The sequence below is a fragment of the Salininema proteolyticum genome, assembly GCF_042685645.1.
Lineage (GTDB): Bacteria > Actinomycetota > Actinomycetes > Mycobacteriales > Micromonosporaceae > Salininema > Salininema proteolyticum.
Genome location: NZ_JBHUNX010000001.1, coordinates 190,349 through 213,664, shown reverse-complemented (window position 1 = coordinate 213,664; position 23,316 = coordinate 190,349). Strand labels below are relative to the sequence as shown.

Sequence of the window (23,316 nt, the reverse complement as noted above, 5' to 3'; positions counted from 1 at the left end):
GTTTCAAGCGTCTGTGAGGTGCGCCATGAAGATCGGGGAGCTCTCCCGCCGGACCGGAATCAGCGAGCGCTCGCTGCGCTACTACGAGAAGCAGGGCATTCTCCGCTCGGAGCGGACTCCCGGCGGGCACCGGGTCTACGGTGAGTGGGCGGTCGACCGCGTCATCCGTATCCAGATCCTCTTGGCCGCCGGGCTGTCCAGCGACAAGATCAACTACCTGCTGCCCTGCCTGCGGGACGCGGACGGCGGGCCGAACGAGCGCACCGACGAGAAGCTCCGCCGGGAGCTGGAGGCCGAGCGCGACCGCATCGACGAGTCGATCCGGGACCTCATGCTGACGCGCGACATCCTCGACGAGGTCATCGAGACCGCCGAGCCGAGGCGGAGCGTCTCCGCCTGAGCCGGATCGCACCCGGTCCGCGGCAGAACGCGTCCACTCGAAGGGTGGGCGTCAGCCGCTCTCCGTGCCGGGCCCCTCTTCCCCCGGCTCCCACCGCAAGAGGTCGCCCGGCTGGCATTCCAGGGACTCGCACAGCGCGTCCAGGGTCGTGAACCGCACGGCCTTCGCCCTGCCGTTCTTCAGCACCGCGAGGTTCGCCGGGGTGATCCCGACCTTCTCGGCGAGCGCCCCGACGGTCATCTTCCTCTTGGCCAGCATGACGTCGACGTCGACGACGATGGGCATCAGATCACCTCGTCCAGTTCGGACCGCAGGTCCACCGCCTGTGCCAGCAGTGCCCTCATGACGGCGACGATGAGTGCCACGCCCGCGAGCACGACGGCCACTCCCCCGATGAGGAGCACCATCCCGGGCGGGACGTCGTCGCCCGGTGCCAGGAGCGCGCCGAAGACCAGCACCAGTGCCGAGGCGGTGGACACAGCCGCGATGACCGTGTGCACGAACCGGAAGGCCCCGTGGGAGAACACGGTTCCCTTGCGCACCATCGTCAGGAGTCTCCAGACGCAGACGGCGACCACCTGCATGCATAGGAGGGCGAGAACGGCGATCGCCATGAGGGCGACGTCGCGGGCGCTCAGGTCGTTGCCCGCCCGCTCGTCGTTGATCGCCGTCATCGGGATCATCAGCAGTTGCACGACCAGGGAGCCGGCGAAGGCCAGCGCTATCACGGTCCGCAGTGCCAGGACGGTCAGTCGGCCCATGGCTCCTCCTTCTCTCGAATCACGATAATAATATATCGTTTTTCGATAGATATTGCCAACTCGGGCCCGGGCGCACGGAGGGGCCGCCCAACCCCAGTGGAGCCCATTGCGGCTGACGCATCCGGGCTCTGGCGCACGGAGGGGCCGCCCCCTTTTCGGGACGGCCCCTCACCCTCGGGACGAGGTCTACTTGTACTCCCAGTCCTTCATGCAGTACCAGGCGGAATAACCCCATCGCCCGTTCCATTTGACCTTCAGCCAGTAGCTCGACGAGCCTCCGCAGGCGGAGTACTTGCCGCCGGACACGCGGCTGCACGTGGCCGGGACCCACCGCCCCTTGGGGATGATGCCCAGGGCCGTCGAGTTCGTGGTCGCCCTCGCGCGGTGCTTGACGCCCTGCTTGAAGCGGGCGCGGCAGGAGGCGTCCGGTAGGACTTCCACCTCGGCGTCGACCACGGCGGCGGTCGGCTCGGACGGCGGAGCCGCCGCCGACGGTGCCGCCGTCGTGGGACTGGCAGTGGACAGGGCGAGGCCCACTGAAGCGGCGAGGACTACCAGGGCTGTCAGCAGTCTGTTCTCACGGAATTTCTCTCTCAGCACTATCTTCTCCAGATTCGTTGTGCCGGACAGGAATATCGGGTCGATGCCCGACTAACCGCAAGCTATCAACGCGGGATCGCGGTGAACATACCAAGAATGCCTCTAGTCGCGAATTGTATTATCCGTGCCTACCGATATCAGCAGCGAGGAGTGCCCCAAGAAAGTTGAACGGATATACAACTTGTGTTACCGTTCAACTAATTTTCCACAGAAAGGGGCACCACCGTGGTAGCCACCGAAGCCCCGCCGGCCGGAACCCGGGAATGGCTGGGCCTGGGCCTGCTGTCGGTCCCGACCGTCCTCCTCGGCCTCGACGTCACCGTCCTCTACCTCGCCCTGCCGAGCATGGCCGCCGACCTCGCCCCTTCCCCCGCCCAGACGCTCTGGATCATGGACGTCTACGGATTCCTAATAGCCGGCTTCCTCATCACCATGGGCACCCTGGGCGACCGCACGGGCCGCCGGCGCCTGCTCATGATCGGGGTGTCCGCCTTCGCCGCCGCCTCCCTCTTCGCCGCCTTCGCCCCGAGCGCGGAGGCCCTCATCGCCGCCCGGGCCCTGCTGGGTATCGCGGGCGCGACCCTCATGCCCTCGACGCTCTCCCTGATCGGCACCATGTTCACGGATGTTCACCAGAGGGCCGTGGCGATCGGCGTCTGGGTCACCATGTTCGCCGTGGGCATGGCCGCCGGTCCCGTGGTCGGCGGCCTCCTGGTCGACCTCTTCTGGTGGGGCGCGGCCTTTCTCCTCGCCGTACCGGCCGCTGCGGTCGTGCTCGTCGCGGCGCCGAGACTGCTGCCGGAGTACTCGGCGCCGACCGGGCAGCGCCTCGACCTGGCGAGCGTCCTCCTCTCCCTGGCGGCGATCCTGCCGGTCGTGTACGCCGTCAAGCACATCGCGGCCAACGGCTTCGACCTCTCGACCGCTGCCCTTTTCCTGGCCGGGGCCGTGGCCGGCACGGTGTTCGCCCGGCGGCAGCGGCGGCTCGACGCTCCCCTGGTGGACGTGGGGCTCTTCGCCGACAAGGGGTTCTCCGCGGCATTGGCGGTGCTCCTCGTCGGGCTGGTCGGCGTCGGCGGGGCCATGTACCTGGTGACGCAGTACCTCCAGACCGTCGAGGGACTCTCTCCCGCCGCGGCCGGCCTGTGGATGGGGCCTCCCGCGCTGACGATGATCGTCGCGGCCGTCGGCGCTCCGATCTTGGCCCGGCGCGTGCGGCCCGCCGTCGTCATAGCGGCCGCGCTGGCCGTCTCCGTGGCGGGCTACCTGCTCATCGCGGGGGCCGACCTGGGCGGAAAGGCGTTCGTGGTCGCGGGTTTCGCCCTGGTCTACCTGGGGCTCGGAGGCATCGCGGCGCTCGGCACCGACATCGTCGTCGGCGCCGCCCCGGCCGAGAAGTCCGGTTCCGCCGCCGCGCTGTCGGAGACGGTCCAGGAGTTCGGAATCGCCGCCGGGGTCGCCCTGCTTGGTAGCCTCACCACGGCGATCCGGCTCGGCCGGTCACCCGAGACGCCGGCGGAGGAGAACGCCGCCTTCACCGCCGGGCTCATGGCCTCGTCGCTGACGGCGGCGGTGGCGACGGCCGCCGTGGCCGTGCTCTGCATGACCACGCTCAAGCACTTGAGACCCATCGGGGCCGACTGACCGTGGCGGTACAGTTGTACCGGGCGGACAGGAGGCGCGATGAGCGGGGACGAGGCGAGCGACGGGCGCAAGGCCAGAGGGGCCAAGCGCCGTGCCGAGATCATCGCCGCCGCCCTCGCCGTGGTGCAGCGGGACGGCGCCGGAGGGGTCACCCACCGCGCCGTCGCCAAGGAGGCCGGCATTCCGACCAGCCTGAGCGCCTATTACTTCGCCACCATCGACGATCTGCTCGTAGCCGCGCTGGCCACCGTTGCGGACTCCTATACCGCGAAGATCCGCGCGATCATCGATCGGCGCGAGGACGTTTTGCGCGGCCTGGCCGAGCTCATCGCCGAGTCGGCGGGCGGGCCGGGGCGCGACCGGGCGCTGGCCGAGCGTGAGCTGTCCACTTTGGCATCACGTAGGCCGGCGCTTCGCCCGGTCGCCAGGCGCTGGCGGGAGAACGTGGCGGAGCTGGGCGGGCGCTGCACCGACGACCCCGAGGCCATCTCAGCGCTGGTGGCGGTATCGGACGGGATGTGCACGGCGCTGCTCATCGAGAACGCCCCCGCCGACGTAGACCATATATACGCGGTGCTTAGGAAGACGTTGAACGTCTGATCTCGTGCAGCGGTCCGGAGAACGTGGCCGAGCCCGGTGATCGGCCTCCACCGCGCCTTACGACTTGTCTCGTTTCCGACAATTTACAGTGCGTGTCAACGGGATCCGACTCGCGACGCGATTCGTATCCTGGGCGAATGGTAACAGCCGAACACGAGGTCCCCCTCCGGATTCTGCAGAGCAGACCGGAAACCGCGCTGGACCTACTCGAGATCGCCGGATTCGAACGCCCCCGCGCCACAGCGGCGACGCCCGGGTCGGAGGTGTCCTCCAACGTCGCAATCAGGCCGTTGAACTGCGACTCGGTCTTCTCTGTCGTCGGCCCTTTCTGACGGGCCCAAGAACCTGCTGGAGCAACTCATGGCAATGGAATCATATCCGTACGAAAGTCGCCTTCTCAACGAGCGGGAAAAGCGCGGAGAACAGCGCGGCAAAAAACACGGAGAGGCGATCGGCCTGCTCAAGGGCATAAGGCAGTCCCTCATCCGCTACTGTGAGATCCGGGACGTCGCCCTGACCGACGACGATCTGCGGAAGATCGCCGAGTGCGACGACCCCCGACAACTCGAGCGGTGGCAGGTCGCCGCCTTCCAGGCGACATCTCGGAACGAGATCTTCGGCCCCTGACCGCAGCCCGACGCGCCGCGGCGGCGGCACACCGGCTCCTCATTCGTTCTCAGACCCCGGGGCCTCGCCTGCGCAAGTCGTCCACCGACGTCATCGCGTCGCGCAACTCGGCGAACCAGTCCTCGGCGTGCTGCTCCACGAGCCTCACACACCAGGCGAGCGCGTCCGATCGCGAAGAGGCGACGCCGGATCCGACGAGCGTGTCGAGGACGAGCCGCTCTGGCTGCCTCAGCCGCGCGGTGACGGGCACGGACTGGTGGGTGAACACCATCGTCGTCCCGCCGCAGCGCGCGCCCCAGGAGGCTTGGCGCTGGTAGCGGTACTGGACCTGTTGCGCGATCTGCACGCGCAGGTCCCGGGTGGCCTCGCGGAACCGGGAGATGCGCCCCTCTTCGGTGGCGGCCCGGTCGGAGTCGGTGGCGTCGCCGGGATGTTCGGGCGCGGGCAGCGGACAGATGATGATCATCTCGTCGCGGTCGACGGTCAGCTCGGGCAGTCCGGCGATCCACCCGTCGGGCATGATGCCGTAGATCCACGCGGCGGCGTCGTCGGTCGGGGGCAGGGGACCGTAGTGCCACGAGGCGGTGTTCTCATGTGCCATGCGCTGTTCTCCTCAATGTTCCCTATCGAGGATTACAGGTGTCCGCCACTGTCGCAAACGGGCGGGCCCCGCTCACCCTCTAGGCCGACATGAAGCCGACGGGGAAGAAGCCCTCACCGTCGTTGCGGCGAGGCTCGGGCTCGGCATTGGCCTGGCGTTTCGGGGCGCGTTGGCGTCCGGCCTCGTACAGGCACATCGTGGCGACGGCGGCGGCGTCTACGCCGGGCATCCCGTCGCGGGTGGGCGTCCTCACCGTGGCGTCCACCGCGTTGCGCCAGGAGTTGGGCAGTCCGAACTGCTCGTCGGCGACGACCAGGAGGGTGGGCCCGGTGAAGTCGTGGGCGGAGGCCTCGTCCTGCCCGGTGGGCGAGGCGCCGACGACGGTGAGTTCCCCGTGTTGTCGGGTCCAGGCGATCACCTCGTCGACGGGCAGGCCGGTGAGGACGGGGACGCGGAGGACGGCTCCGGCGGAGGCGTGGACGGCGCGGGGGTCGAAGGGGTCGGGCACGCCGGCGTCCATGATGACCATGTCGGCGGAGAAGGCGTGGGCGGCTCTCAGGGTGGCTCCGACGGCGGAGGGGTCGGCGGTCGGGCCGCAGACGACGGCGGTGAATCCGGGGCCGGGTCGGACCAGGTCGAGGTCCCAGGCGCGGTGGGAGAGGACGGCGGTGATCTCGGAGACGCCGCCGAAGCGGGATCCCAGTTCGGCCATCAGTTCGGGGGCCACGGCGTACACGTCGCCGCCCGTGGCGTCGAGGAGGCTGCGGGCCCCTTCGGAGAGGTTGAGGCCGCTGTTGAACAGGAGGGCCCGGACCGTCCACCCGTATTCCAGGGCGGTGCGCACGCCGAGGACGCCCTCGACGAGGAACATGCCGGTGGAGTTCCGCTGTTCCCTGTCGTTGAGCAGAGCCTCGACGCGGCTCCAGGTGGCGTCTCTTTCGGTTATCCACTGCGGAGCTTGCATACCATGGGTCCTTCCTATGCGAAACCCCCATGATAGACGCACATGGCTCGATGGCAAGGGGTCGCGCCCCTCCGGTTCCCATCTTCTGACACTCGGTGATCGTGCCAACGAATATCGTTGCGCCCCTTATGCTCTGGAATGCACCGCGCCTACGCACGGCAGTAGGAAAGGACGCCGTCCGAATACCCGGGATGGGCGGGTCCCGGGACGGACGGTGAGCGGTCAGTACCGGACGGCGGTCGTCCGGAAGTCCTGGATGTCGTCGCCCCGGACCCAAGTCTCGTACAGGCCGCGCTCCACGGCGCTCACGTTCAGGTTGGAGAAGTCCTCCATCGACGGCTGGGTCAGGCGCAGGCGGACCCACTCGTCGGAATGGTCCACCGCGAGGCACTCGACCCCCTTCCACCAGCCGGTGATGTAGAAGCGCTGCGGCGAGGAGACGACCGTCGGAGTGGTCGAGCCGGGCAGGAAGGTCACGAACACGTCGTCGCCGAACTTGCCGCGGCCGAAGCCGAGGTCCGCGGTGGCCGTGACGGTCCGGTCCTCGTGCAGGGCGACGAGGCCCGACCAGCGCGACGGTTCGACGAAGTAGCGCGTGCGGTTGCCCTGGTTGCCGGGGACCTGGTCGAGGAGGTTCTTGCGCCGGGCCCCCGCCATCCGCTCCCAGGTGCGCGTCCCCGCCTGGTACTGGAACAGCAGGACCTCCTCGCCTTCGGGCGTGTAGGCGAGGATCTCGGCGCCCGAGGTGAGCGGGATGTCGGCCAGGCGCGCGGTGGCGAACTCGGGGATGAGCTCGGAGGGCGAGGGGAGGAATCCGGACCCGATGACGAGGGTCCCGCGGCGCTCGCGGGAGCTCATCGTGGGCAGCCCCGGGAAGTGCCGGAGGTCGGTGGGCACGTAGTCGCCGGCGTCGACGGCGTTCCAGCGCAGCGCGAAGGCGACGGTGGCGGCGACGTCGGGGTCGCCGGACAGGGCCTGGCGGTGCTCGGGGAGGCGCAGGTGCGCGGTGTCGTATTCGCGGTAGCAGACGCCGCCGATGGTGGGCGGGCTGTGGAGCTGCCGCGAGACCTGCTGGGCGCTGAGGGGTTTGACCATGCGGGTGCCGCGGCGGACGCGGGCGGTGTTGCGGACGTGGGTGACGATGTCGGCCTCCCGGGGCGTCAGTCCGGCCCTCTGGGTGAGGTTCTGGATCCTGGCCTGGTCCAGCCCGGAGTCGACGGGGAGGCAGATGGGCGTGTCGGGATGGGGTACATAGGGTTCGGTGACGGTGTCCTTGACATGGACGTAGCGGCGGAAGCGGCCGGCCGAGGGCCGGAAGCCCTCTTGGGGTACGGGGCTGATCAGTTCGTAGGCGGCGCCGTCGGCGAGTACGCGAGCCTCGTACTCCCGGCCTTGCCAGCGGGCGACCGTCTCTGTTGCCTTTTCGATGGTTGCCACGCCCTGAGCCTAGGATTCGGGCGTGAACCGGCGGTGAACCCGTTCCGAACGCGCCGTGACACCGGCCTGTATTTCGATATGCACCGAAATACGGCCTGATCGGTCACTCTTCGGCGTTCTCGCGGAGTACGCGGTTCTCTTCGGCCAGCCGGAGGTTGCGTTCCTGAACCACTTGGTTCTCGACGGTGAGATCGGTGTTCGAACGGCGGAGGTCCTCCATCTCGGCGCGGAGTGCCGCGAGTTCCCCGGAGTGCTCGGAGCGGAGGCGGTCGGCGTCGGCCGCTTTGGCGGAGGCCTCGTGGCGCGCGACGGCCAGCTGGCCGATCAGCTCTTCGACGCGGGTCTCGAACCGCTGCGTCTCCTCGCGCGCCTCTTGTGCGTCCTTCTGCGCCGCACCGGCTCTCGCCTCAGCGGCGTCCACCTGAGCCTCGGCCCGCAGGACCGCTTCGCGGCCCTCCGCGCGGGCCTCGTCGGCGGCCTCGCGCTGCCGCTCGGCGTCCTCTTGCGCGGCGCTCATCGCCTGTTCGGCGATCGCCCGCGCGTCGAAGGCTTCGCGCCGCCGCCGTTCGGCTTCCTCGGCTGACGCCTCGGCCTCCTCGCGAGCGGTCTGCGCTTCGCGGGCGGCGGCCTCCGCCGCCTCGACGGCGCTGCGCGCCTCGGTTCGGGCCTCTTCGCCTGCGGCGATCGCCTTCTCCGCTTCGCGGCGCGCTTCGGCGGTCTTGTCGGCGGCGTCGTTGGCGCGCTGTCGGGCCTGGTGCGCCTCTTCTTTCGCGGTGTCGAGGTCGGCGGTCCGGGCGGCGTACTGTTCTTCGAGGTGGGTCAGGCGGTTCGCCTGTTCGTCGCGTTCGGCTCGGGCCGCTCGGACGGCGTCGGCGGATTCTGCCTTGACCTGGGCGAGTCGGGCTTCGACTTCGGCGGGGTCGGTTTCGGCGCGGAGTGCTTCGGCGAGGGGGCCGAGGGCGGTGGACAGGGACTGCTCGATGTTCTCGTACAGTTCTTCGGCTCGGGCGAGCGCGCCTTCGAGCCCGGGGGTCGACCGTCGCATCTCGCGCTGCCTCTTGGCTTGGGAGGCGCAGTCGCCTTCGGGGCAGTAGAGGCGGGGGCGTCCGCGTCCGCGTTGTTGGGGAACGGGTTTGCCGCATCGTTTGCAGAGGGTCACTTGGTCGGCCACTCGTCCATGATAGTCGAGCCGTCCGGTTCGCCCGGGCGAACCGCGTTGCCGCCGCGCAAGTCTCCGTCGGGGCGGCTCTCGCGGTTCCAGTCCGGCGCGCCGGCGCGGGTATTAGACCGGTCGGGCCGCCTAGAGGCTCCGGCGCTGGCGTTCGGCCCGTCGGTATACCCGAAGGCTTCGGCGCGGGCGTTCGGCCCGCCGGTATACCCCCATGGGCTTCGGCGCGGGGCTCCTCGCCGTCGGAGTCCTCGTCGCGCCGTTCGGCTATTTGAAGCCGCGGTGCAGTGCGACCGAGCCGCCGGCGAGGTTGCGCCAGGCGACCTTCCGGTAGCCGGCCTTGATGATCTTCTGGGCGAAGGCCTCTTGGTCGGGCCATTCGAGGGTCGTCTCGGACAGGTACCGGTAGGCCTCGGGGTCGCTGGAGACGACCTTGCTCACGCGCGGGAGGACGTGTTTGACGAAGGTGCGGAAGCCGACGCGCACCGGGGCCCACACGGGGGTGGAGACCTCGAGGAGGACGAGTCGTCCGCCGGGCTGGAGGACGCGGTGGATCTCGGCGAGGACGGCGTCGGAGTCGGCGACGTTGCGGATGAAGAACATGCCGGTGACGGCGTTGAAGGTGTTGTCGCCGAAGGGGAGTTCGGCGGCGTCGGCCGCGACCAGGGGGGCCTTGCGGTCGCCGCGCTCCTGCATCATGCCCAGGGAGATGTCGACGCCGATGACGTCGGCCCCGGACTTGGCGAGCTCTTCGGTGGAGACGCCGGTCCCGGCGCCGAGGTCGAGGCAGCGCTCTCCGGGTTGGAGGCTGAGGGCCTCGCGGGTGGTCCTTCTCCAGCGCTTGTCCTGGCCGGCGAAGGCGATGGTGTTCGTGCGGTCGTACTTCGGCGCGACCCGGTCGAACATGGCGGCCACTCGTCCCGGGGCCTTGTCGTCGACGGTGGGGGCGTCGGCCTGGTGCTGTCGTGGTTCGGTCACGACTCAAGCGTCGCATACGCCGTGGAAAAGCATCCGCCGGAGCCCAGTCTTGTGGGCGCCGGCGGATCAAGGGGTTGGCGGACCGGGGTCTCCCGGGGGAGTGCGGGACAGGGGGATCTCCATGGTTCGAGACCGCGGTCCACCAGTAGGTCTATTCGGTTGTTCGCTGTGGTTCCATCATGCCCGCTGAAATCCGCGTGGTCTATCGATGATTCCGAACCGTTATCGTGCGTAATCAAAGCGATAGACTTCCGGTGCCCGCGGACACACGGTTGTCGGCGCCACTCCCGTTCGAGGGAATTCCTCGCGATCCACTGATGGTCGTGTCCACCTGCGGATACGAAGGAACCGGGGCCCTCCCCGAAGGGAAGTCCCCGGTTCGCGTCCAGTCGGCGTCCCGGCCTAGCGGTCGAGGAGGCGCCCCTTGACGACGGTCGCGGTGCAGTTGCCGGCCGCCGCTGACACGAGCGCGGCGTAGGGGTCGTCGCCCGCGTCGACGGCGAAGTGGGCCAGGTCTCCCCGGCGCCCGACTTCGAGGGAGCCGATGTCCTTGCGGCCCAGCGCTGTGGCCCCGCCCGCGGTGGAGGCCTCGATGATCCAGCGGTCCAGGCCCTCACCGGAGTCGCCCTGCGACAGCGCGGCCTTGCGCAGCTCCGGCCACTCCCCCGCCACGTCCAGGTCGGGCGAGGAGGCGCGCGAGTCCGTGCCGACGGCCACCGGGCCGCCTTCGGCACGGTAGGCGGCGACGGGCGGTTCTCCCGCTTCGAGGCGCTGGTTGGAGCGGATGCACAGCGCGGTCGCCGTGCCCTGTTCGCGCAGCAGCGCGCGGTCCTCGGCGTCGAGGTGGACGCCGTGGGCGACATGGGAGTCGGCACCCAGCCAGTTGAGCTTCCCCGCCTGGGCGGCCGGGGAGTGGTCGGCGCCGCGCGACTCGGTCAGGTCCATCGACAGTCCGGCGCGGCGGGTCATGAAGGCGAACGGGCCCGCCCCGCGGCGCACGAACATGTCCTCGTGCTTGGTCTCGGCCAGGTGCGGGTGCAGGCGCACGTCGAGTGTCCGGGCCAGTTCGGCCACCGAGACGCCCACGGCGGTGGACAGGGTGTAGAGGGTGTGGGGGCTGACGCCTATGGAGAGGTCCTCGCTGTGGTTCTTGGCGCGGGTCTCCATGAGGACGTCGCGCCAGGCGGCGCGGTTGTCCTCCCAGGTGGCGGAGTCCTGGAAGCACGCCTCCCAGTAGAGGGTCCCGGTCAGCGGGGTGTCCAGCAGGGCGGGGAACGCCGCCGCGGGGGTCACCACGTCGGCGACGGCCGTGGTGCCGTTGCGCAGCGACTCCTCGGCGCCGGCGCGGGCAGCGGCGGCCCATTCCCCGTCGGTCATGGCGGGGTTGCGGATCGCGAACTGCTGGATCCACTCGAAGAACTCCTTGTCCGAGGTGTACATCTCGGTGTAGGCGCTGTAGCAGAGGTGGGTGTGGGCGTTCACCAGGCCCGGGGTGAGGACGCCGTCGAAGCGGGTGGTCTCGCCCTCCGGGGCCTCCGAGGAGGGGCCGACGTACGCGATCAGTCCGTCGTCCCCGACTGCGACGGCGCCGTCGGAGATCGGCTCGGAACCTACCGGCACGACGGTGGGAGCGGTGAAAATATGCATGGCACCAGACTACTCCCGCGCCGGTGCCCAGAGAACGCTCGGAGACGCCGGCGACACACCGCGTCACCTCGGTCGTCTCGAACGGAGAGCGCGGGTGCGGACCACAGAGAACGGGAGCGGGCCGCGGAGAACGGGGTGCGGACCGTGGAGAGCGCGGGAGCGGGCCGCAGTGCACAAGTGCGCAGAGAACGAATGCGGGCCGCCCGCGTCCGGTGCCCGTGGGCGGCCCGCTCCCTCGGCGCCTCTACTTCTTCGCGTCGAAGAAGGGGACGACGACCTCGCGCAGCAGCTCCACCTTGTCCGGGTGGTGCAGGAAGGTCGCCTTGACCGCGTTGACGACCTGGCGCTCGATGTCCTCCCAGCCCCAGCCGTTGGCCGTGGCGACGAGGTGGAACTCGCGCGAGAGGGTCGTGTTCGACATGAGGCGGTTGTCGGTGTTGACCGTGGTGCGGAAGCCCAGGCGGTCGAGCTCCCCGATGCCGTGGGTCTCGACGCTCTCGGCCGCGCCGGTCTGCACGTTCGACGACGGGCAGAGCTCCAGGGCGATGCGCTGGTCGCGGATGTAGTCGGCCAGGTCGCCCAGGTTCAGCTCGCCGTTGACGACCTCGATGTCGTCGAGGATGCGGATGCCGTGGCCGATGCGGTTGCAGCCGCAGCGCTGGACGGCGCCCCAGATGGAGGGGAGTCCGTCGGCCTCGCCGGCGTGGATGGTGAACGGCATCGACTCGCGCTTGAGGTACTGGAAGGCCTCCAGGTGCTTCTCCGGCGGGTTGCCCAGTTCTCCTCCGGCGATGTCGAAGCCGACCACGCCGCGGTCGCGGTGGTTCACGGCCAGTTCGGCGATCTCCATGGAGCGGTCGGCGTGGCGCATGGCGTCCAGCAGGGTGCCGATGCGGATGGTGTGCCCGGCCTCGGCGGCCAGGCGCTCGCCCTCGGCGAAGCCGGCCTGGACGGCCTCGACGACCTCGTCGAGGCTCAGGCCGTTCTGCTGGTGCTGCTCGGGTGCGTAGCGGATCTCGGCGTAGACGACGCCGTCGGCGGCGAGGTCCTGCGCGGCCTCGGAGGCGACGCGCTTGAGGGCGTCGGCGGTCTGCATGACGGCGCAGGTGTGCGCGAAGGTCTCCAGATACCGCTCCAGGGATCCGGAGTCGGCCGATTCGGCGAACCACCTGGCGAGGTCCTTCGGCTCGTGCTCGGGCAGTTCGTGGCCGATGGCGTCGGCCAGTTCGACGATGGTGTGCGGGCGCAGACCGCCGTCGAGGTGGTCGTGCAGGAGCACCTTGGGAGCCTGCTGGATGTCGGCCAGGGTGATCTCTTGCGGATTCTTCTCTTGAGCTGTCACACCGTCAGTTTAAACGAATCATGGGATGACTCACGTGCGCCCGAGGGCCGTCGCGCGCCGTGGGACGCGGGTTCCGCCCGAGCGCGGCCGTCCTAGAGTTTGACCTGGTCCCACATGGGGGCCTCTTCGCCGTCGAAGGTGACCACCCACTCCAGGACCCAGCGGCGGTGCCAGACGAGCGAGTCGTCCAGTCCGGCGGGCGGGTTGACCCCCGTCTGGTAGGCCTGTTCGCACAGCCAGTCGAGGCAGAAGTAGAGGTCGAGCATCTCGGCGATGTCCGCCGGGCCCCGGGTGGCGTGGAGCTGGCGGGAGCGCCAGTCGGCGAAGGGCTCGGGGGTCCGCAGGTCCGGCAGCAGGGCCGGGAAGTTCTCCTCGCACGGCCTTCTCGGGTCGAGGTGCTCGACGAGCCCCAGGACCCACGCGAGCGCGTAGAGGCTCTCGCACTGTTCGGCGTAGCGCATGCGGTCGCCTCGGCCGCAGGCGATGAAGCCCCACTCGGCGGGGACGAGGTGGTCGAGGATGTGGGCGTCGAGCAGCCAGCGCATGGCGAGGTCTTCGGGCATGTTGAAGACGCGGGCCTGGATGACGTTGAGGATGGCGAGGCGGGACTCGATCTCGTGGCTGTTGCGGACCCGGGGGACGGTGCCTTGGGGGAAGAGCAACTGGAACTGGTTGGGGACGGTGAGCCCGTAGTTTCGGAGTAGACTGACAGTCGTCTGCCGCATGGTGTGCGGGCTCACGGCGAGTGAGGTCATGGGGCCCCCTGGCACATCGAGGTGGTTGGAGTGCCCGTCCGTGGTCAGTTGCGGTATGCGCCACAGTCGGGGTTATTACTCGACTGTAGCGGCAGCGTGGAAAACCCGTCAATGGGGTGACGTGAAAAACCGAGAAGCCCTGCGTATTCAGCGGGCGGTGTCGTCATCGCGTTGCGTAGTCGCCTCTCCGCCGCGGTTTTCCGGCCGCGACCAGGTCGTCCACGCGCCGGATCAGGGCTTCGTGCGAGAATCGTTGGCGCACTGCGTCGCGCGCGCGTTGGGCTTGGGCGCGCCACCGCGCGGGAGACTGTGCGAGTGCCCGCACCGTACCCTCTACCTCGGATGGTTCACAGTAGACGGCCGCTTCCCCGAAGAGCGGTTCGAGCCGCCGGTCGCAGACCACCGGGACGCCGGCGGCCATGGCCTCCATGGGGGCGTAGCCGAAGGCCTCTTGGGCGGCGGGGTCGATGAAGTAGACATAGACGTCCAGGGAGTGGAGGAACTCTTGGACGTCCGTGCTTCCGAAGGGCAGGTCGGTCCAGGTCTCCGGGAGGCCGCCGAGACGTTTACGGGGGACGTTCGATCCGCCGAGGACCCGGACTTCGGTCGTCCGGCCGGCGGGGTAGGCGTCGGCCAGGTCGCGGCCGTGCGGCCATTTCAGTTCGTGGTCGCGGGAGTGGCGGCCGATGACTATCGGCCGGGAGGTCGGGGCGGCCTCTCCGTCGATCGCCTTGGCCCGCCACCTCGCGAGGTCCAGGACCTCGTACCAGTAGTCGCCCGATAGATCCATTTCGGACATTGCCGTCGAGTGGTGATCGGACAGGGCCTCGCGCACGACGGGTCCGACCGGGAGCCACGTGTGGTCGCCGAATAGCCGCTGGACGTTCTCCCGGACGGTCGCCACGTCCCAGGCCTTGTCGACGCCCCGGTCGCCCTCGTAGTACTTGAACGGGGTCTGGTTGACGACCAGCACCGTTCTGCGGGCGGTGATCTCGGGCAGGTCCTCCATGGGGCGCATGAAGACCGTGGGCAGGCGCAGGACGGCCAGCCCGCACTCGACGGCGTCGCCCGGTCCGGCCAGGACGGCGGACTCCCCGTCGAGGAGGTCGGCGATCTTGGGGTTCAGCGCCCTCGTGATGTTCCAGGTCCGGACGGGGTGGTGGACGAGGACAACAGTCTTGCCGGCCGCCTTCAGGGCGCGGACCTCCTCTGCCACTGCGGAGGCGTTTCCGCCGGGCAGGGCGAGGTGGCTGACTATGGCGACGTCGGCTTTCAGAGTGCGCGCGGTCCAGGTGCGCCGCCAGGCGCTCCAGCGGTTCTTGAGGTTCAGGGCGGACAGGCGGGCCGCTCGGCCGCCGTTGCGCTCCACTCCGGCAAGGAGGGCGAGGCCCTCTTGCGACCAGCCGTGGAACAGGAGGTTCTCAGCGCGGCGGAGGGTCGTCGCTCCACGTCGGGAGAGGAGCGGCGTCGCCCACGAACCGCGGCTCAGGGCGGGCAGTCTTCCGGCGAGGCGGCGGATCACCGTTCGGCCCTCTCCCCCGACCCCGGCTCGCGTGCCGGTCCCGGCCCGTCGGCGCCGTCTTCGGCGGCCGGTTCCGCGCGCTCGCCGTCCGCACGGCCTCCCGCGCCGTCTCCCGGAGCGGACGCGGCACCGGTGTCCGCACCGGCCTCCGATCGGGCGCGCATCTTCGCGCCCAGGCTCGGATGCAGGCGGCCGACCCGGTCCACATAGGCCTCTGTGCTGAAGCTCCGGCGCACGTGGTCGAGCGCGCGCCGCGATGCCTCGCGGTAGTATTCCTCGTCGTTCCTCAACTTCTCGAGCACGTCGCGAACCTCCTCTGGTTCGCAGACGATAGCGCCCGGCCCGAACAATTCGGTGAATTCCGGGGCAACGACACACGGCAGTCCGGAGGCCATTCCCTCCAGGATGGTCCGGCCGAACGCCTCCGTGCCCGTCTCGGCCCGGAAGAACACCAGCGCGTCGAGGTCGTGCAGGAACTCGCGGGCGCCCCGGGACCCGAACTCCTCGACCGTCCAGTTGTCCGGCAGGTCTCCGCCGATGACCTTGGCCGCGGCGGCCGCGCCGCCCAGGACGCGCACCTCGATGCCCTCGTCGTCGGGGTAGGCGGCCAGCAGCGTCTCCGGCCTCTGCGGCCATTTCCCGGCCGCGTCCCTGGCGTGCCGGCCGATACGGAAGGCTCCGCCGCCCGCCCTGCGGCCCTCGCGGCGCCAGTCCTCCACGTCGACGAAGCCGTACCAGTACTCGTCGTCGACGGGCATGGCGGCGGTCTCGCGGGCGTGGTCGGCCTCCAGCGCGCGGCGGATCTGCGGGCCCTGGAGGAACCAGCGGTGGGCCCCGGCCCAGTCGGTGAGGCCGTTGAAGACCGGGGACGGGTCCCAGGTGAGGACCTTGCCGCGGTCGGCGTAGTACTCGTAGGGGGCCTGGTTGACGACCAGGACGGTATCGTCGGCCTCGATGTCGGGGCGGTCTTCCAGGGGGTGGGCCATGACTCGCGGAAAGCGCACGATCTGCAGGCCGACGCGCAGTGGTTCGTCGACCGCGACCTCCTCGACCGCTCCCTCGTCGAGCAGAGCCCGGATCTTGGGGTTGAAGTCCCTGCTGATACGCCAGTCGTAGACGGGGTGGTGGAGGAGGCCGACGGTCAGTCCGGCGTCGGCCAGGGCGCGCATCTCGGCGGCGTTCGAGGTGGACGTTCCGCCGGGCATGCAGAAGTTGGAGACGAACAGGACGTCGATCTCGCGGCGGTGCGGAGGAGTCAGCACGCCTCGGGAGATCGCTCCGCCCGGGCCCGACGGCGGATTTTGGGACTGCCCGGCGTCGGCGCGGTGGCCGTCCCCGGCCCGGCCGTCCTCGCGGTCCCGGTCGCGTACTCCCCCGCCGCGTCGGTGTTTCCCGCGTTCACCGGTGTAGAACTCGTCCAGCATCTGCGCCGCGCGCTTGCGCAGTCCGTACCGCAGGGCCGGGTTCTCGGCGATCTTCCGCAGTTCCTCCCCCGCCGTGCGGGAGAAGCCGCCGTACAGGCGCTGCCTCCAGAACTCCAGGTCGTGGCGGGCCGAGCCCCATTTGCGGCGGGCCCTGCCCGGGAGCCAGGTCGTGCCCGCGACGGCGGCGCGGCGGGCGATTCCCCCGGCCTTCGCCGGAACCCTCTTGAGTCTTCCGCCGACCTTGCGGACCGGGGCGGGCAGGGAGGCCTTCACGCCAGGGCCCTCGTGCGGCTCGCGCACCTCCAGTCCAGGCGGGGCCGCGGCCTTCTTGCCGTGCTCGACGGACAGGAACAGCGCGGTGGCCTCGTCCGCCGCGAACCAGTCCGCGTCGGTCGACGCGGCCGGGTCGGCCCATTCCAGGCCCTCACGCAGGGCGGTCTCCAGGACCGGTTTCGCGTAGCGGCGACTGGCGACGGGGTTCGTCCAGTCCGGGTAGTGGGCCAGCGCCACCCGCCGTCCCCGGCGCGCGGATCCGACGGCCCGGTCCATCAGCCCGCTGCGCAGCGGGGCGTCCTCGCTCCAGTCGGCGATGTAGACCTCGTCGAACTCCTGCGCGGCAAGCGGGTCGAGCAGCACGGTCGGCGCGTAGAACGGGCGCGGCCAGACGTTGCGCGCCAGTCGGGAACGGCCCCTGCGGAACTGCTGCCAGTGGCTGAAGGCCGACTCGTAGGCCTTGCGGCTGGGATGCAGCCAGCCGGGGGCGATCTCCCCCGCCGAGAGACTCTGCCCGCTGACCCGCAGCACGGTGTGGACCGCGTCCAGGCGGACGGTCCGCTTGGCGCCGAAGCGTTTCTGGATCCGCAGGCGGAACTCGCTGTCGGCTCCCTTGCGGACCCAGTCGTAGTAGCCGATCCGCTCGCGGACGGGGTCGCGGCGGAACATCGCGGAGGTGGAGCGGTGCTCGAAGAGCTTGAGGCCCGGGGCGACGAAGGGGGCGAGGTCCGAGCCGAGGCGCACGGCCCGCGACATGGTCATCATGAGCTCGGGGTCGTCGAGGAGCGGGGCGGCCTGGTCGGCGAGCCAGGAGGGGTGGGCCCAGTCGTCGGAGTCCAGCCCGGTCACCAGGCTGCCGCGGACCTCGTCGAGGGCGCGGTTGCGGGCGGCGTAGGTGCCGAGGTTGTAGGGCTGGCGCAGGACGCGGACCCGGTCGTCGAGGCCGGCGATCTCGCTCAGGACCCCGTCGTGTTCGGGCCCGGAGCAGTCGTCGACGACGACCAGTTCCCAGCGCTGCCAGGACTGGGCGATGACGGATCGGACGGCCGTGGCGATGTGGCGGTCGGGCCGGTAGCAGCTCATGATGATCGAGATCAGCGGGCCGCTCTTGACCGGGTCCAGGGCGGGGCCGCGCAGGCCGTCGAGGCCTCCGGGCTCCTTCCTGCTGCCGAGCGTCCCATCGGACGCGGCCTCGCCGGACTCGCCGCCCAGGGACATTCCGGTCCATCCGGTGCAGGCCTCCAGGGACGCGACGACGTCCCCGCCGCCGTTCACGGCGTCCTTCAGGTCCAGCGCGGCGGCCGTCTCCGCCGTGAGCCGGACGCCTCCGAGGTCATCGGGGGCGGTCTCGGCGATCAGGCGCGCGTAGGTCTCGCGCAGTCCGGCGTCGTCCGGTATCTCGCCGCGTTCGAACAGGTCGCGGGCGGCCCGGCGGTCCCCCTCGGCCAGCGGCTGGACGGCCAGGACGCGTGCGAGCTGGAGTTCCGCGCGCCGTCGGCCGCGCCGCGCCGCGATGGCGAGCGCGTGGCGCCCGATCCGGCTACGGGTGGCGAGCGCGTTGGCCGCCGTGGCGTCGATGGCGTCGGGGCCGGTCAGGCGGTCGGCGACCGCGTTGAGGGCAGCGTCCGCCTCGGGAGGGGCGTCTTCCCAGACGCTCGGGGCGTCGGGGCCGGGGGTTCTGGTCGCCTTCACCGTGAGTCTTCCACGTATGTCCGAAAGGTGTGATTCGGAAGGGTGTGCCGCTTCCGCCGCCCAGACTAGCACCTTATGGCGAACTTCCTGCTCGTCTGCGGTTCGGGGGCCGTCTCGGTCACGGGTGTCGGGGCGGGCCGCCGGCAGGCCCTCGTGGACTCGCGGAGGGGCCGGTCAGTCGACGGGTGCGGGGAGCTCGCAGGCCCCTACCGGTGCCCCGCCCGTGAATATCCGGTCAGTCGACGCGGGCGAGGATCTCGCCGTGCGGGACCATGAACCACGCTTCGGGATCCTGGGACCAGAGGCGCCAGGCCTCGGCCAGGCGGCCCAGGTCTCCGAGGGAGGCGAAGCCCTTCTCCACGGCGATCGCGGCCAGTTCGGAGCTCTCCAGGCGCTCGGCCCACAGGCCGCACCACCATTCCAGTTCCTCCGGGGTGGAGTAGGTCCAGGCGGAGGTGGTCATGGCGATGTCCTCGGTCTCGATGCCGGCCTCCACGCACCAGGCCTTGAGGCGGCGGGCCGCGTTGGGCTCGCCGCCGCAGCTGCGGGCGATCTCCTGGTAGAGGGTTCTCCAGGTCTCCATGTCGAGGTCGGGCGGGAACCAGGTCATGGCCCCGTAGTCGGCGTCGCGCACCGCTATGAGGCCGCCGGGGCGGACGACGCGCCGGAGTTCGCGCAGGGCGTCGACGGGCCGGCTCACGTGCTGGAGGACCTGGTGGGCGTGGGCGACGTCGAAGGCGTTGTCGGGGAAGGGGAGGTCGAGGACGTCGGCGGTGCGGAGCTCGGCGTTGTGGACGCCGTTGGCCGCCAGGTGTTCGGCCGCCCGGCCCACGATGGCCGGTTCGCGGTCGACCGCCACGACGCGGCCCCAGCGGACGAGGCGGGCGAGGTCGGCGGTGATGGTGCCCGGCCCGCATCCCACGTCGAGCAGGAAGTGGTCGGGTTCCAGTTCGGGGATCAGATAGGCCGCGCTGTTCTCGGCTGTGCGCCACGTGTGGGACTTCAGCACCGAGGCGTGGTGTCCGTGGCTGTAGCGGGCTTCGTCTCTTGCCATGGTCATACCATAGGCATGAATTCCATATTATAGAAACGTATTCCTATATCGTGGTCAGTGCTCTTACCTCTGTTTTCGTCTTTCCTTGCGGCCGTGGCAGGTCGGTGGGCGGCCGACCCGCCCTCCGCCGGTGCGGACCGTCCGTGCGGACGGCCCGCTCCGTGTCGCGGCCTCTCGGCCGCTCACCGGTTCGTCCGCCTATCCGTACGAGGCCGACTGGAGCGCGTGCAACTCGGCGTACTGGCCGCCGGCGGCCACGAGCTCCTCGTGCGTTCCCGCCTCCGCCACGCGACCGGAGTCGAGCACGACGATCAGGTCGGCCATGGACACCGTCGAGAAGCGGTGCGAGATGAGGACGGTGACCGTTCCCCGGTGGGCGCCGTGCCGGGTCTCCTCGGCGAAGCGCTCGAACAGCCGGTGCTCGGTCTGCGGGTCGAGAGCGGCGGTCGGCTCGTCGAAGACCACCAGCAGCGGGGCGCGCCGCATGCGGCCGCGGGCGATGGCCAGCTTCTGCCACTGGCCTCCGGAGAGGTCGACGCCGTTCTCCCAGCGCACGCCCAGTCTCGTGTCCAGGCCGTCGGGCAGGTCTTCGAGGAGGTCGTCGGTCCCGGTGCGCCGCATCGCGTCGCGCACCCTCTCCTCGGAGGTGTCGCGGAGGTCCCCCAGCGCCACGGTCTCGGCGGCGGTGAACTCGAACTTGGCGTGGTCCTGGAAGGTCGCTCCGATCCGCGAGTGCCAGTCGGTCTTGGCGACCTCGGAGAGGGGCTCGCCGTCGAGGAGGACCTCGCCCCCGGTCGGTTCGAGGAAGCCGCTCAGCATCTTGGCCACCGTGGTCTTGCCCGCGCCGTTCTCCCCGACCAGGGCGACGACCTTTCCGGCGGGTAGGTCCAGGTCGAGGCCGGAGAGGACGGGACGTTCGGCGCCGGGGTAGGAGAAGGAGACGTCGCGCAGGGCGATGCCGCTCTCCAGCGTCTCGGGGGCCGGGCCGCCGCCCTCCTTCGCCCCGCGTTCGGCGACGTATCCGCGCAGGCGCTCGATGCGCCGCCCGACCACTCCCATGCGGGCCATCAACGCGGTCATGCCCACCAGCTGCGCCGAGGTGCCGGCGACGGTGATGAGGAGGCTGCCGAGCATGGCGAGGTCGCCGGCCGTGGCCCGCCCGTCGACCGCCAGGTAGAGCCCGAAGGCGAGCGCTCCGGCCATGACCGCGGCGGACAGGAGTCCCTCCATCGACATCCACAGCACGGACTTGAGTTCGGCGCGGTTGCGTTCGGCGACGACCTCGGCCCCTTGGCGGGCGTGGAACTCGCCGACCCTTCGGGCGCTGCCGAAGGTGCGCAGCTCCTTGGCCGGCTCCGAGCGGGTGCCGATCTCGAACAGGGCCCGGCGCAGGCGTTCGGCCGGGCTGGTGGCCTTCTGCGCCGCGACCTGCAGTTTGTTGGCCTTGCCGCCTACGTAGAGCGCAAAGACGGCGAGCGCGGGGAAGAGCACCATGAGCGGGTGGATCGTCGCCAGGAGGAGGCCGCCGGCGGTCACGACGAGGAGCGAGCGGATCCACTGGGCGGGCCAGTTGATGCCCATGGCGAGGTAGTGGCGGTCCTCGCGGATGCGGTGGAGGTCGTCGAGGTAGCGCTCCTGCTCGAAGTGGTCTATAGAGGCCGTCGCGGTGGACAGGTCCATCAGTTCGCGGTCGCCGGCGCGGGTGCACTTGCCGACGAGGCGGAAGACGACCTTGATGTAGGCGAGGATGATGGCGGCGAGGAGGACCACGCCGACGGAGAGGATCGCGGCACCGGTGTAGGCGGAGGCGGCGTCGCCGCCGAGGATCCCGTCGAGGGCGAGCTTGCCCCCGTAGGAGAGTGCGGGGACCTGGAGGGCCATGAGGATGCCGAGGGCGAGTTGGAGGCGGGAGTCGCGCGGGTCGGTGCGGTAGCAGAGGCGGATGACGGCGCGCAGTCCGGAGAGGCGTTCTTTCATGACCGGGCTCCTGTGGTGTGGAGGTTCAGTCGGTCGGCCTGGAGGCGGAAGGCGGTGGCGTAGAGGCCGTCGGCGGCCATGAGGGTGTCGTGGTCGCCGTCCTCGGCGATGCGTCCGGCGTCGATGACGACGATGCGGTCGGCGCGGCGGACGGTGGAGAATCGGTGGGAGACGATGACGGTGGTGAGTCCGGAGGTGATGTCGAGGAACTGGTCGTAGAGGTCGGCCTCGGCGCGGACGTCGAGGGCGGAGGTGGGTTCGTCGAGGATGAGCAGCCGCGCCCCGCATTCCACTTTGAACAGTGCACGGGCGAGGGCGACGCGCTGCCACTGGCCTCCCGAGAGGTCGACGCCGCCCTCGTACTCGGCGGAGAGGACGGTGTCCAGTCCGCGCGGCAGCGAGTCGACGAGCTCTTGGACGTCGAGGTGGCGGCAGGCGGCGCGGATCTTGTCGTCGTGGTCGGCGAACTCGGGGGCGCCGAGGGTGATGTTGTCGCGGACGGTGAGCGGGTAGCGGGTGAAGTCCTGGTAGAGGGCCGAGAGGCGGGAGCGCCACTCGGCCGGGCGCAGGTCGGCGATGTCGATCCCGTCGGCGGTGATGGCGCCGCTGTCGGGGGCGTAGAAGCCGGAGAGGAGTTTGACCAGGGAGGTCTTGCCGGCGCCGTTGTGTCCGACGACGGCCAGGGAGGTGCCGGCGTCGATGGTGAGGTCGAAGTCCTCGAGGACGTGGTCCTCGGCGCCGGGGTAGGCGAAGGTGACGCCCTTGAACGTCACGTCGCCCTCGGGGGCCTCGGGGGCGAGCGCGACCGGGGCGGGCGGCTCCTCCTCTCGGAGGTCGTCGTCGAGGTCGGTGACCTTGGGGACGGGTACGGCGCCGAAGACTACGAAGGCCGTGGAGTCGTCGAAGGCGTTCAACTCGGAGAGCGAGCGGACGGCGAGGAGGGAGATGCCGATGGTCGCCGCCGCGACGGTTCCGGAGAGTCCCTGGTAGGCGAGCAGGGTCGCGGTGGTGCCGAAGAGTGCGAGGACGATGGCCAGGGCGATCGCCAGGCGGCCGGGGCGCATGCCGGCCTGGCCGGTGTCGATCGACCGCGCCCATCCGGCGTCGAAGCGCTCGAGCAGGCGGCGGCGCAGCCCCCAGATGCGGACCTCCTTGGCGGGCTCTTCGCTGATGGCGATGTCGCGGAGGTACTCGGTCTCCCTCAGGTCGGTCGATCCGGCGTAGACGAGTCTGCCGATGCGGGCGTACTCCATCATGAAGAGGTAGAACATGAGCGGCCAGCCGATGAGCCAGGCGAGGCCGAGCCAGGGCGAGAAGAGGCCGATGAGGAGGCACGCTCCCAGCGAGGCCAGGACGTTCGGGAACACCTGGCCGATGCCTTCGACGGCTCGTTCGGGGCGCATCTGGTCGACGCCCAGGTTGCGGGTGACGCGGAGCCGGTCGAGGATGTCGGGGCGGTCGTAGTGGGCGATGCCGGCGGGGCGGGCGAGGACGTTCAGCAGGCGGTTCTGCAGGTGCAGCTGGAGGTCGCGTCCGACGTTGTGGGACAGTGCCAGGCAGAAGTTCTGGGAGAAGCGCGTGCCAAGGGTGAGCGCCGCGAAGAGGCCGATGTAGACGTAGGTGCGTTGGGCCTCGGGGCTGTCGAGGCCCGCTTCGGCGGCCGCGGGAAGCGAGCCGAGGAGGGTGCCGCCGACGAGGACGAGGCCGAAGGGGAAGGCCGCCGAGGCGAACAGGAGCGCGAACCAGGCGGCGGCCTGGCCGGGCTTGTTCTGCCAGGAGAGGTGGAATATCGCCGCGATTCCGCGCAGCGAGTCGGGGGTTCTCCGGGGAGAGGACATGAAAGACTCCAG

21 protein-coding genes are annotated in these 23,316 nt (G+C 70.2%); 5 read left to right on the top strand and 16 right to left on the bottom strand.

The annotated features are described in order from the left end of the window. Positions 1-25: 25 nt before the first annotated feature. Positions 26-400, top strand: coding sequence for a MerR family transcriptional regulator (locus ACFTE1_RS01025; protein ID WP_380619922.1), 375 nt, complete (start codon positions 26-28; stop codon positions 398-400). A gap of 51 nt (positions 401-451) precedes the next feature. Here the strand turns inward: ACFTE1_RS01025 and ACFTE1_RS01020 are convergent, their stop codons facing one another. The 3 genes from ACFTE1_RS01020 to ACFTE1_RS01010 all read right to left on the bottom strand — a co-directional run bounded on the left by ACFTE1_RS01020 (position 452) and on the right by ACFTE1_RS01010 (position 1,761). Next, positions 452-685: a helix-turn-helix domain-containing protein gene (locus tag ACFTE1_RS01020; RefSeq protein ID WP_380619919.1), complete on the bottom strand. Its 234-nt coding sequence runs from the start codon at positions 683-685 to the stop codon at positions 452-454. Beyond that, a complete protein-coding gene (locus ACFTE1_RS01015) occupies positions 685-1,161 on the bottom strand; it encodes a DUF2975 domain-containing protein (RefSeq protein ID WP_380619916.1) in 477 nt (158 codons plus the stop codon). Before ACFTE1_RS01015 ends, ACFTE1_RS01020 begins: the two co-directional genes overlap by 1 nt. Before the next feature lie 186 nt (positions 1,162-1,347). Continuing rightward, positions 1,348-1,761 carry a hypothetical protein gene (locus ACFTE1_RS01010; RefSeq protein WP_380619914.1) on the bottom strand — a complete coding sequence of 138 codons (414 nt, stop codon included), beginning with the start codon at positions 1,759-1,761 and terminating at the stop codon, positions 1,348-1,350. A gap of 225 nt (positions 1,762-1,986) precedes the next feature. On the opposite strand from ACFTE1_RS01010, the gene ACFTE1_RS01005 reads away from it, so the two are divergent. The 4 genes from ACFTE1_RS01005 to ACFTE1_RS00990 all read left to right on the top strand — a co-directional run bounded on the left by ACFTE1_RS01005 (position 1,987) and on the right by ACFTE1_RS00990 (position 4,632). Further along, the gene (locus tag ACFTE1_RS01005; RefSeq protein WP_380619911.1) at positions 1,987-3,405 is read left to right on the top strand and encodes an MFS transporter; all 1,419 of its coding nucleotides are present in this window, start codon (positions 1,987-1,989) and stop codon (positions 3,403-3,405) included. Positions 3,406-3,444: 39 nt separating this feature from the next. Beyond that, positions 3,445-4,005 (top strand): TetR/AcrR family transcriptional regulator, encoded by a 561-nt coding sequence (locus ACFTE1_RS01000; protein WP_380619909.1) that lies wholly within the window; start codon positions 3,445-3,447, stop codon positions 4,003-4,005. Positions 4,006-4,142: 137 nt separating this feature from the next. Next, entirely contained in the window at positions 4,143-4,337 is a 195-nt protein-coding gene (locus tag ACFTE1_RS00995; protein ID WP_380619907.1) for a hypothetical protein, read from the top strand. Between the two features lie 28 nt (positions 4,338-4,365). Further along, a complete protein-coding gene (locus ACFTE1_RS00990) occupies positions 4,366-4,632 on the top strand; it encodes a hypothetical protein (RefSeq protein ID WP_380619904.1) in 267 nt (88 codons plus the stop codon). A 49-nt stretch (positions 4,633-4,681) separates the two neighbouring features. Here the strand turns inward: ACFTE1_RS00990 and ACFTE1_RS00985 are convergent, their stop codons facing one another. The 13 genes from ACFTE1_RS00985 to ACFTE1_RS00925 form a co-directional block, all read right to left on the bottom strand. Beyond that, positions 4,682-5,233 carry a hypothetical protein gene (locus tag ACFTE1_RS00985; RefSeq protein ID WP_380619902.1) on the bottom strand — a complete coding sequence of 184 codons (552 nt, stop codon included), beginning with the start codon at positions 5,231-5,233 and terminating at the stop codon, positions 4,682-4,684. Positions 5,234-5,312: 79 nt separating this feature from the next. Next, on the bottom strand, positions 5,313-6,197 hold the full coding sequence (locus tag ACFTE1_RS00980) for a TrmH family RNA methyltransferase (RefSeq protein WP_380619899.1): 885 nt from the start codon (positions 6,195-6,197) through the stop codon (positions 5,313-5,315). Between the two features lie 222 nt (positions 6,198-6,419). Continuing rightward, entirely contained in the window at positions 6,420-7,634 is a 1,215-nt protein-coding gene (locus ACFTE1_RS00975; RefSeq protein WP_380619896.1) for a hypothetical protein, read from the bottom strand. Between the two features lie 103 nt (positions 7,635-7,737). Further along, complete coding sequence (locus ACFTE1_RS00970) at positions 7,738-8,805, bottom strand: hypothetical protein (RefSeq protein WP_380619894.1); 1,068 nt, start codon at positions 8,803-8,805, stop codon at positions 7,738-7,740. 264 nt (positions 8,806-9,069) lie between these two features. Continuing rightward, positions 9,070-9,780, bottom strand: coding sequence for a class I SAM-dependent methyltransferase (locus ACFTE1_RS00965; protein ID WP_380619891.1), 711 nt, complete (start codon positions 9,778-9,780; stop codon positions 9,070-9,072). A 402-nt stretch (positions 9,781-10,182) separates the two neighbouring features. Beyond that, positions 10,183-11,427, bottom strand: a complete 1,245-nt coding sequence (locus ACFTE1_RS00960; protein WP_380619886.1) for an amidohydrolase family protein — start codon at positions 11,425-11,427, stop codon at positions 10,183-10,185. Between the two features lie 244 nt (positions 11,428-11,671). After that, the gene (locus tag ACFTE1_RS00955) at positions 11,672-12,769 is read right to left on the bottom strand and encodes an adenosine deaminase (protein ID WP_380619877.1); all 1,098 of its coding nucleotides are present in this window, start codon (positions 12,767-12,769) and stop codon (positions 11,672-11,674) included. A gap of 92 nt (positions 12,770-12,861) precedes the next feature. After that, positions 12,862-13,524 (bottom strand): DUF4272 domain-containing protein, encoded by a 663-nt coding sequence (locus ACFTE1_RS00950; protein ID WP_380619875.1) that lies wholly within the window; start codon positions 13,522-13,524, stop codon positions 12,862-12,864. A gap of 163 nt (positions 13,525-13,687) precedes the next feature. After that, positions 13,688-15,046, bottom strand: coding sequence for a glycosyltransferase (locus tag ACFTE1_RS00945; protein WP_380619872.1), 1,359 nt, complete (start codon positions 15,044-15,046; stop codon positions 13,688-13,690). After that, positions 15,043-18,435 (bottom strand): glycosyltransferase, encoded by a 3,393-nt coding sequence (locus ACFTE1_RS00940; RefSeq protein WP_380619869.1) that lies wholly within the window; start codon positions 18,433-18,435, stop codon positions 15,043-15,045. Before ACFTE1_RS00940 ends, ACFTE1_RS00945 begins: the two co-directional genes overlap by 4 nt. Positions 18,436-18,670: 235 nt before the next feature. Further along, positions 18,671-19,489: a methyltransferase domain-containing protein gene (locus ACFTE1_RS00935; RefSeq protein ID WP_380619867.1), complete on the bottom strand. Its 819-nt coding sequence runs from the start codon at positions 19,487-19,489 to the stop codon at positions 18,671-18,673. Positions 19,490-19,687: 198 nt separating this feature from the next. Next, positions 19,688-21,466, bottom strand: coding sequence for an ABC transporter ATP-binding protein (locus ACFTE1_RS00930; RefSeq protein ID WP_380619864.1), 1,779 nt, complete (start codon positions 21,464-21,466; stop codon positions 19,688-19,690). After that, positions 21,463-23,304 carry an ABC transporter ATP-binding protein gene (locus tag ACFTE1_RS00925; protein WP_380619861.1) on the bottom strand — a complete coding sequence of 614 codons (1,842 nt, stop codon included), beginning with the start codon at positions 23,302-23,304 and terminating at the stop codon, positions 21,463-21,465. The genes ACFTE1_RS00930 and ACFTE1_RS00925 overlap by 4 nt, the downstream gene beginning before the upstream one ends. Positions 23,305-23,316: the final 12 nt, after the last annotated feature.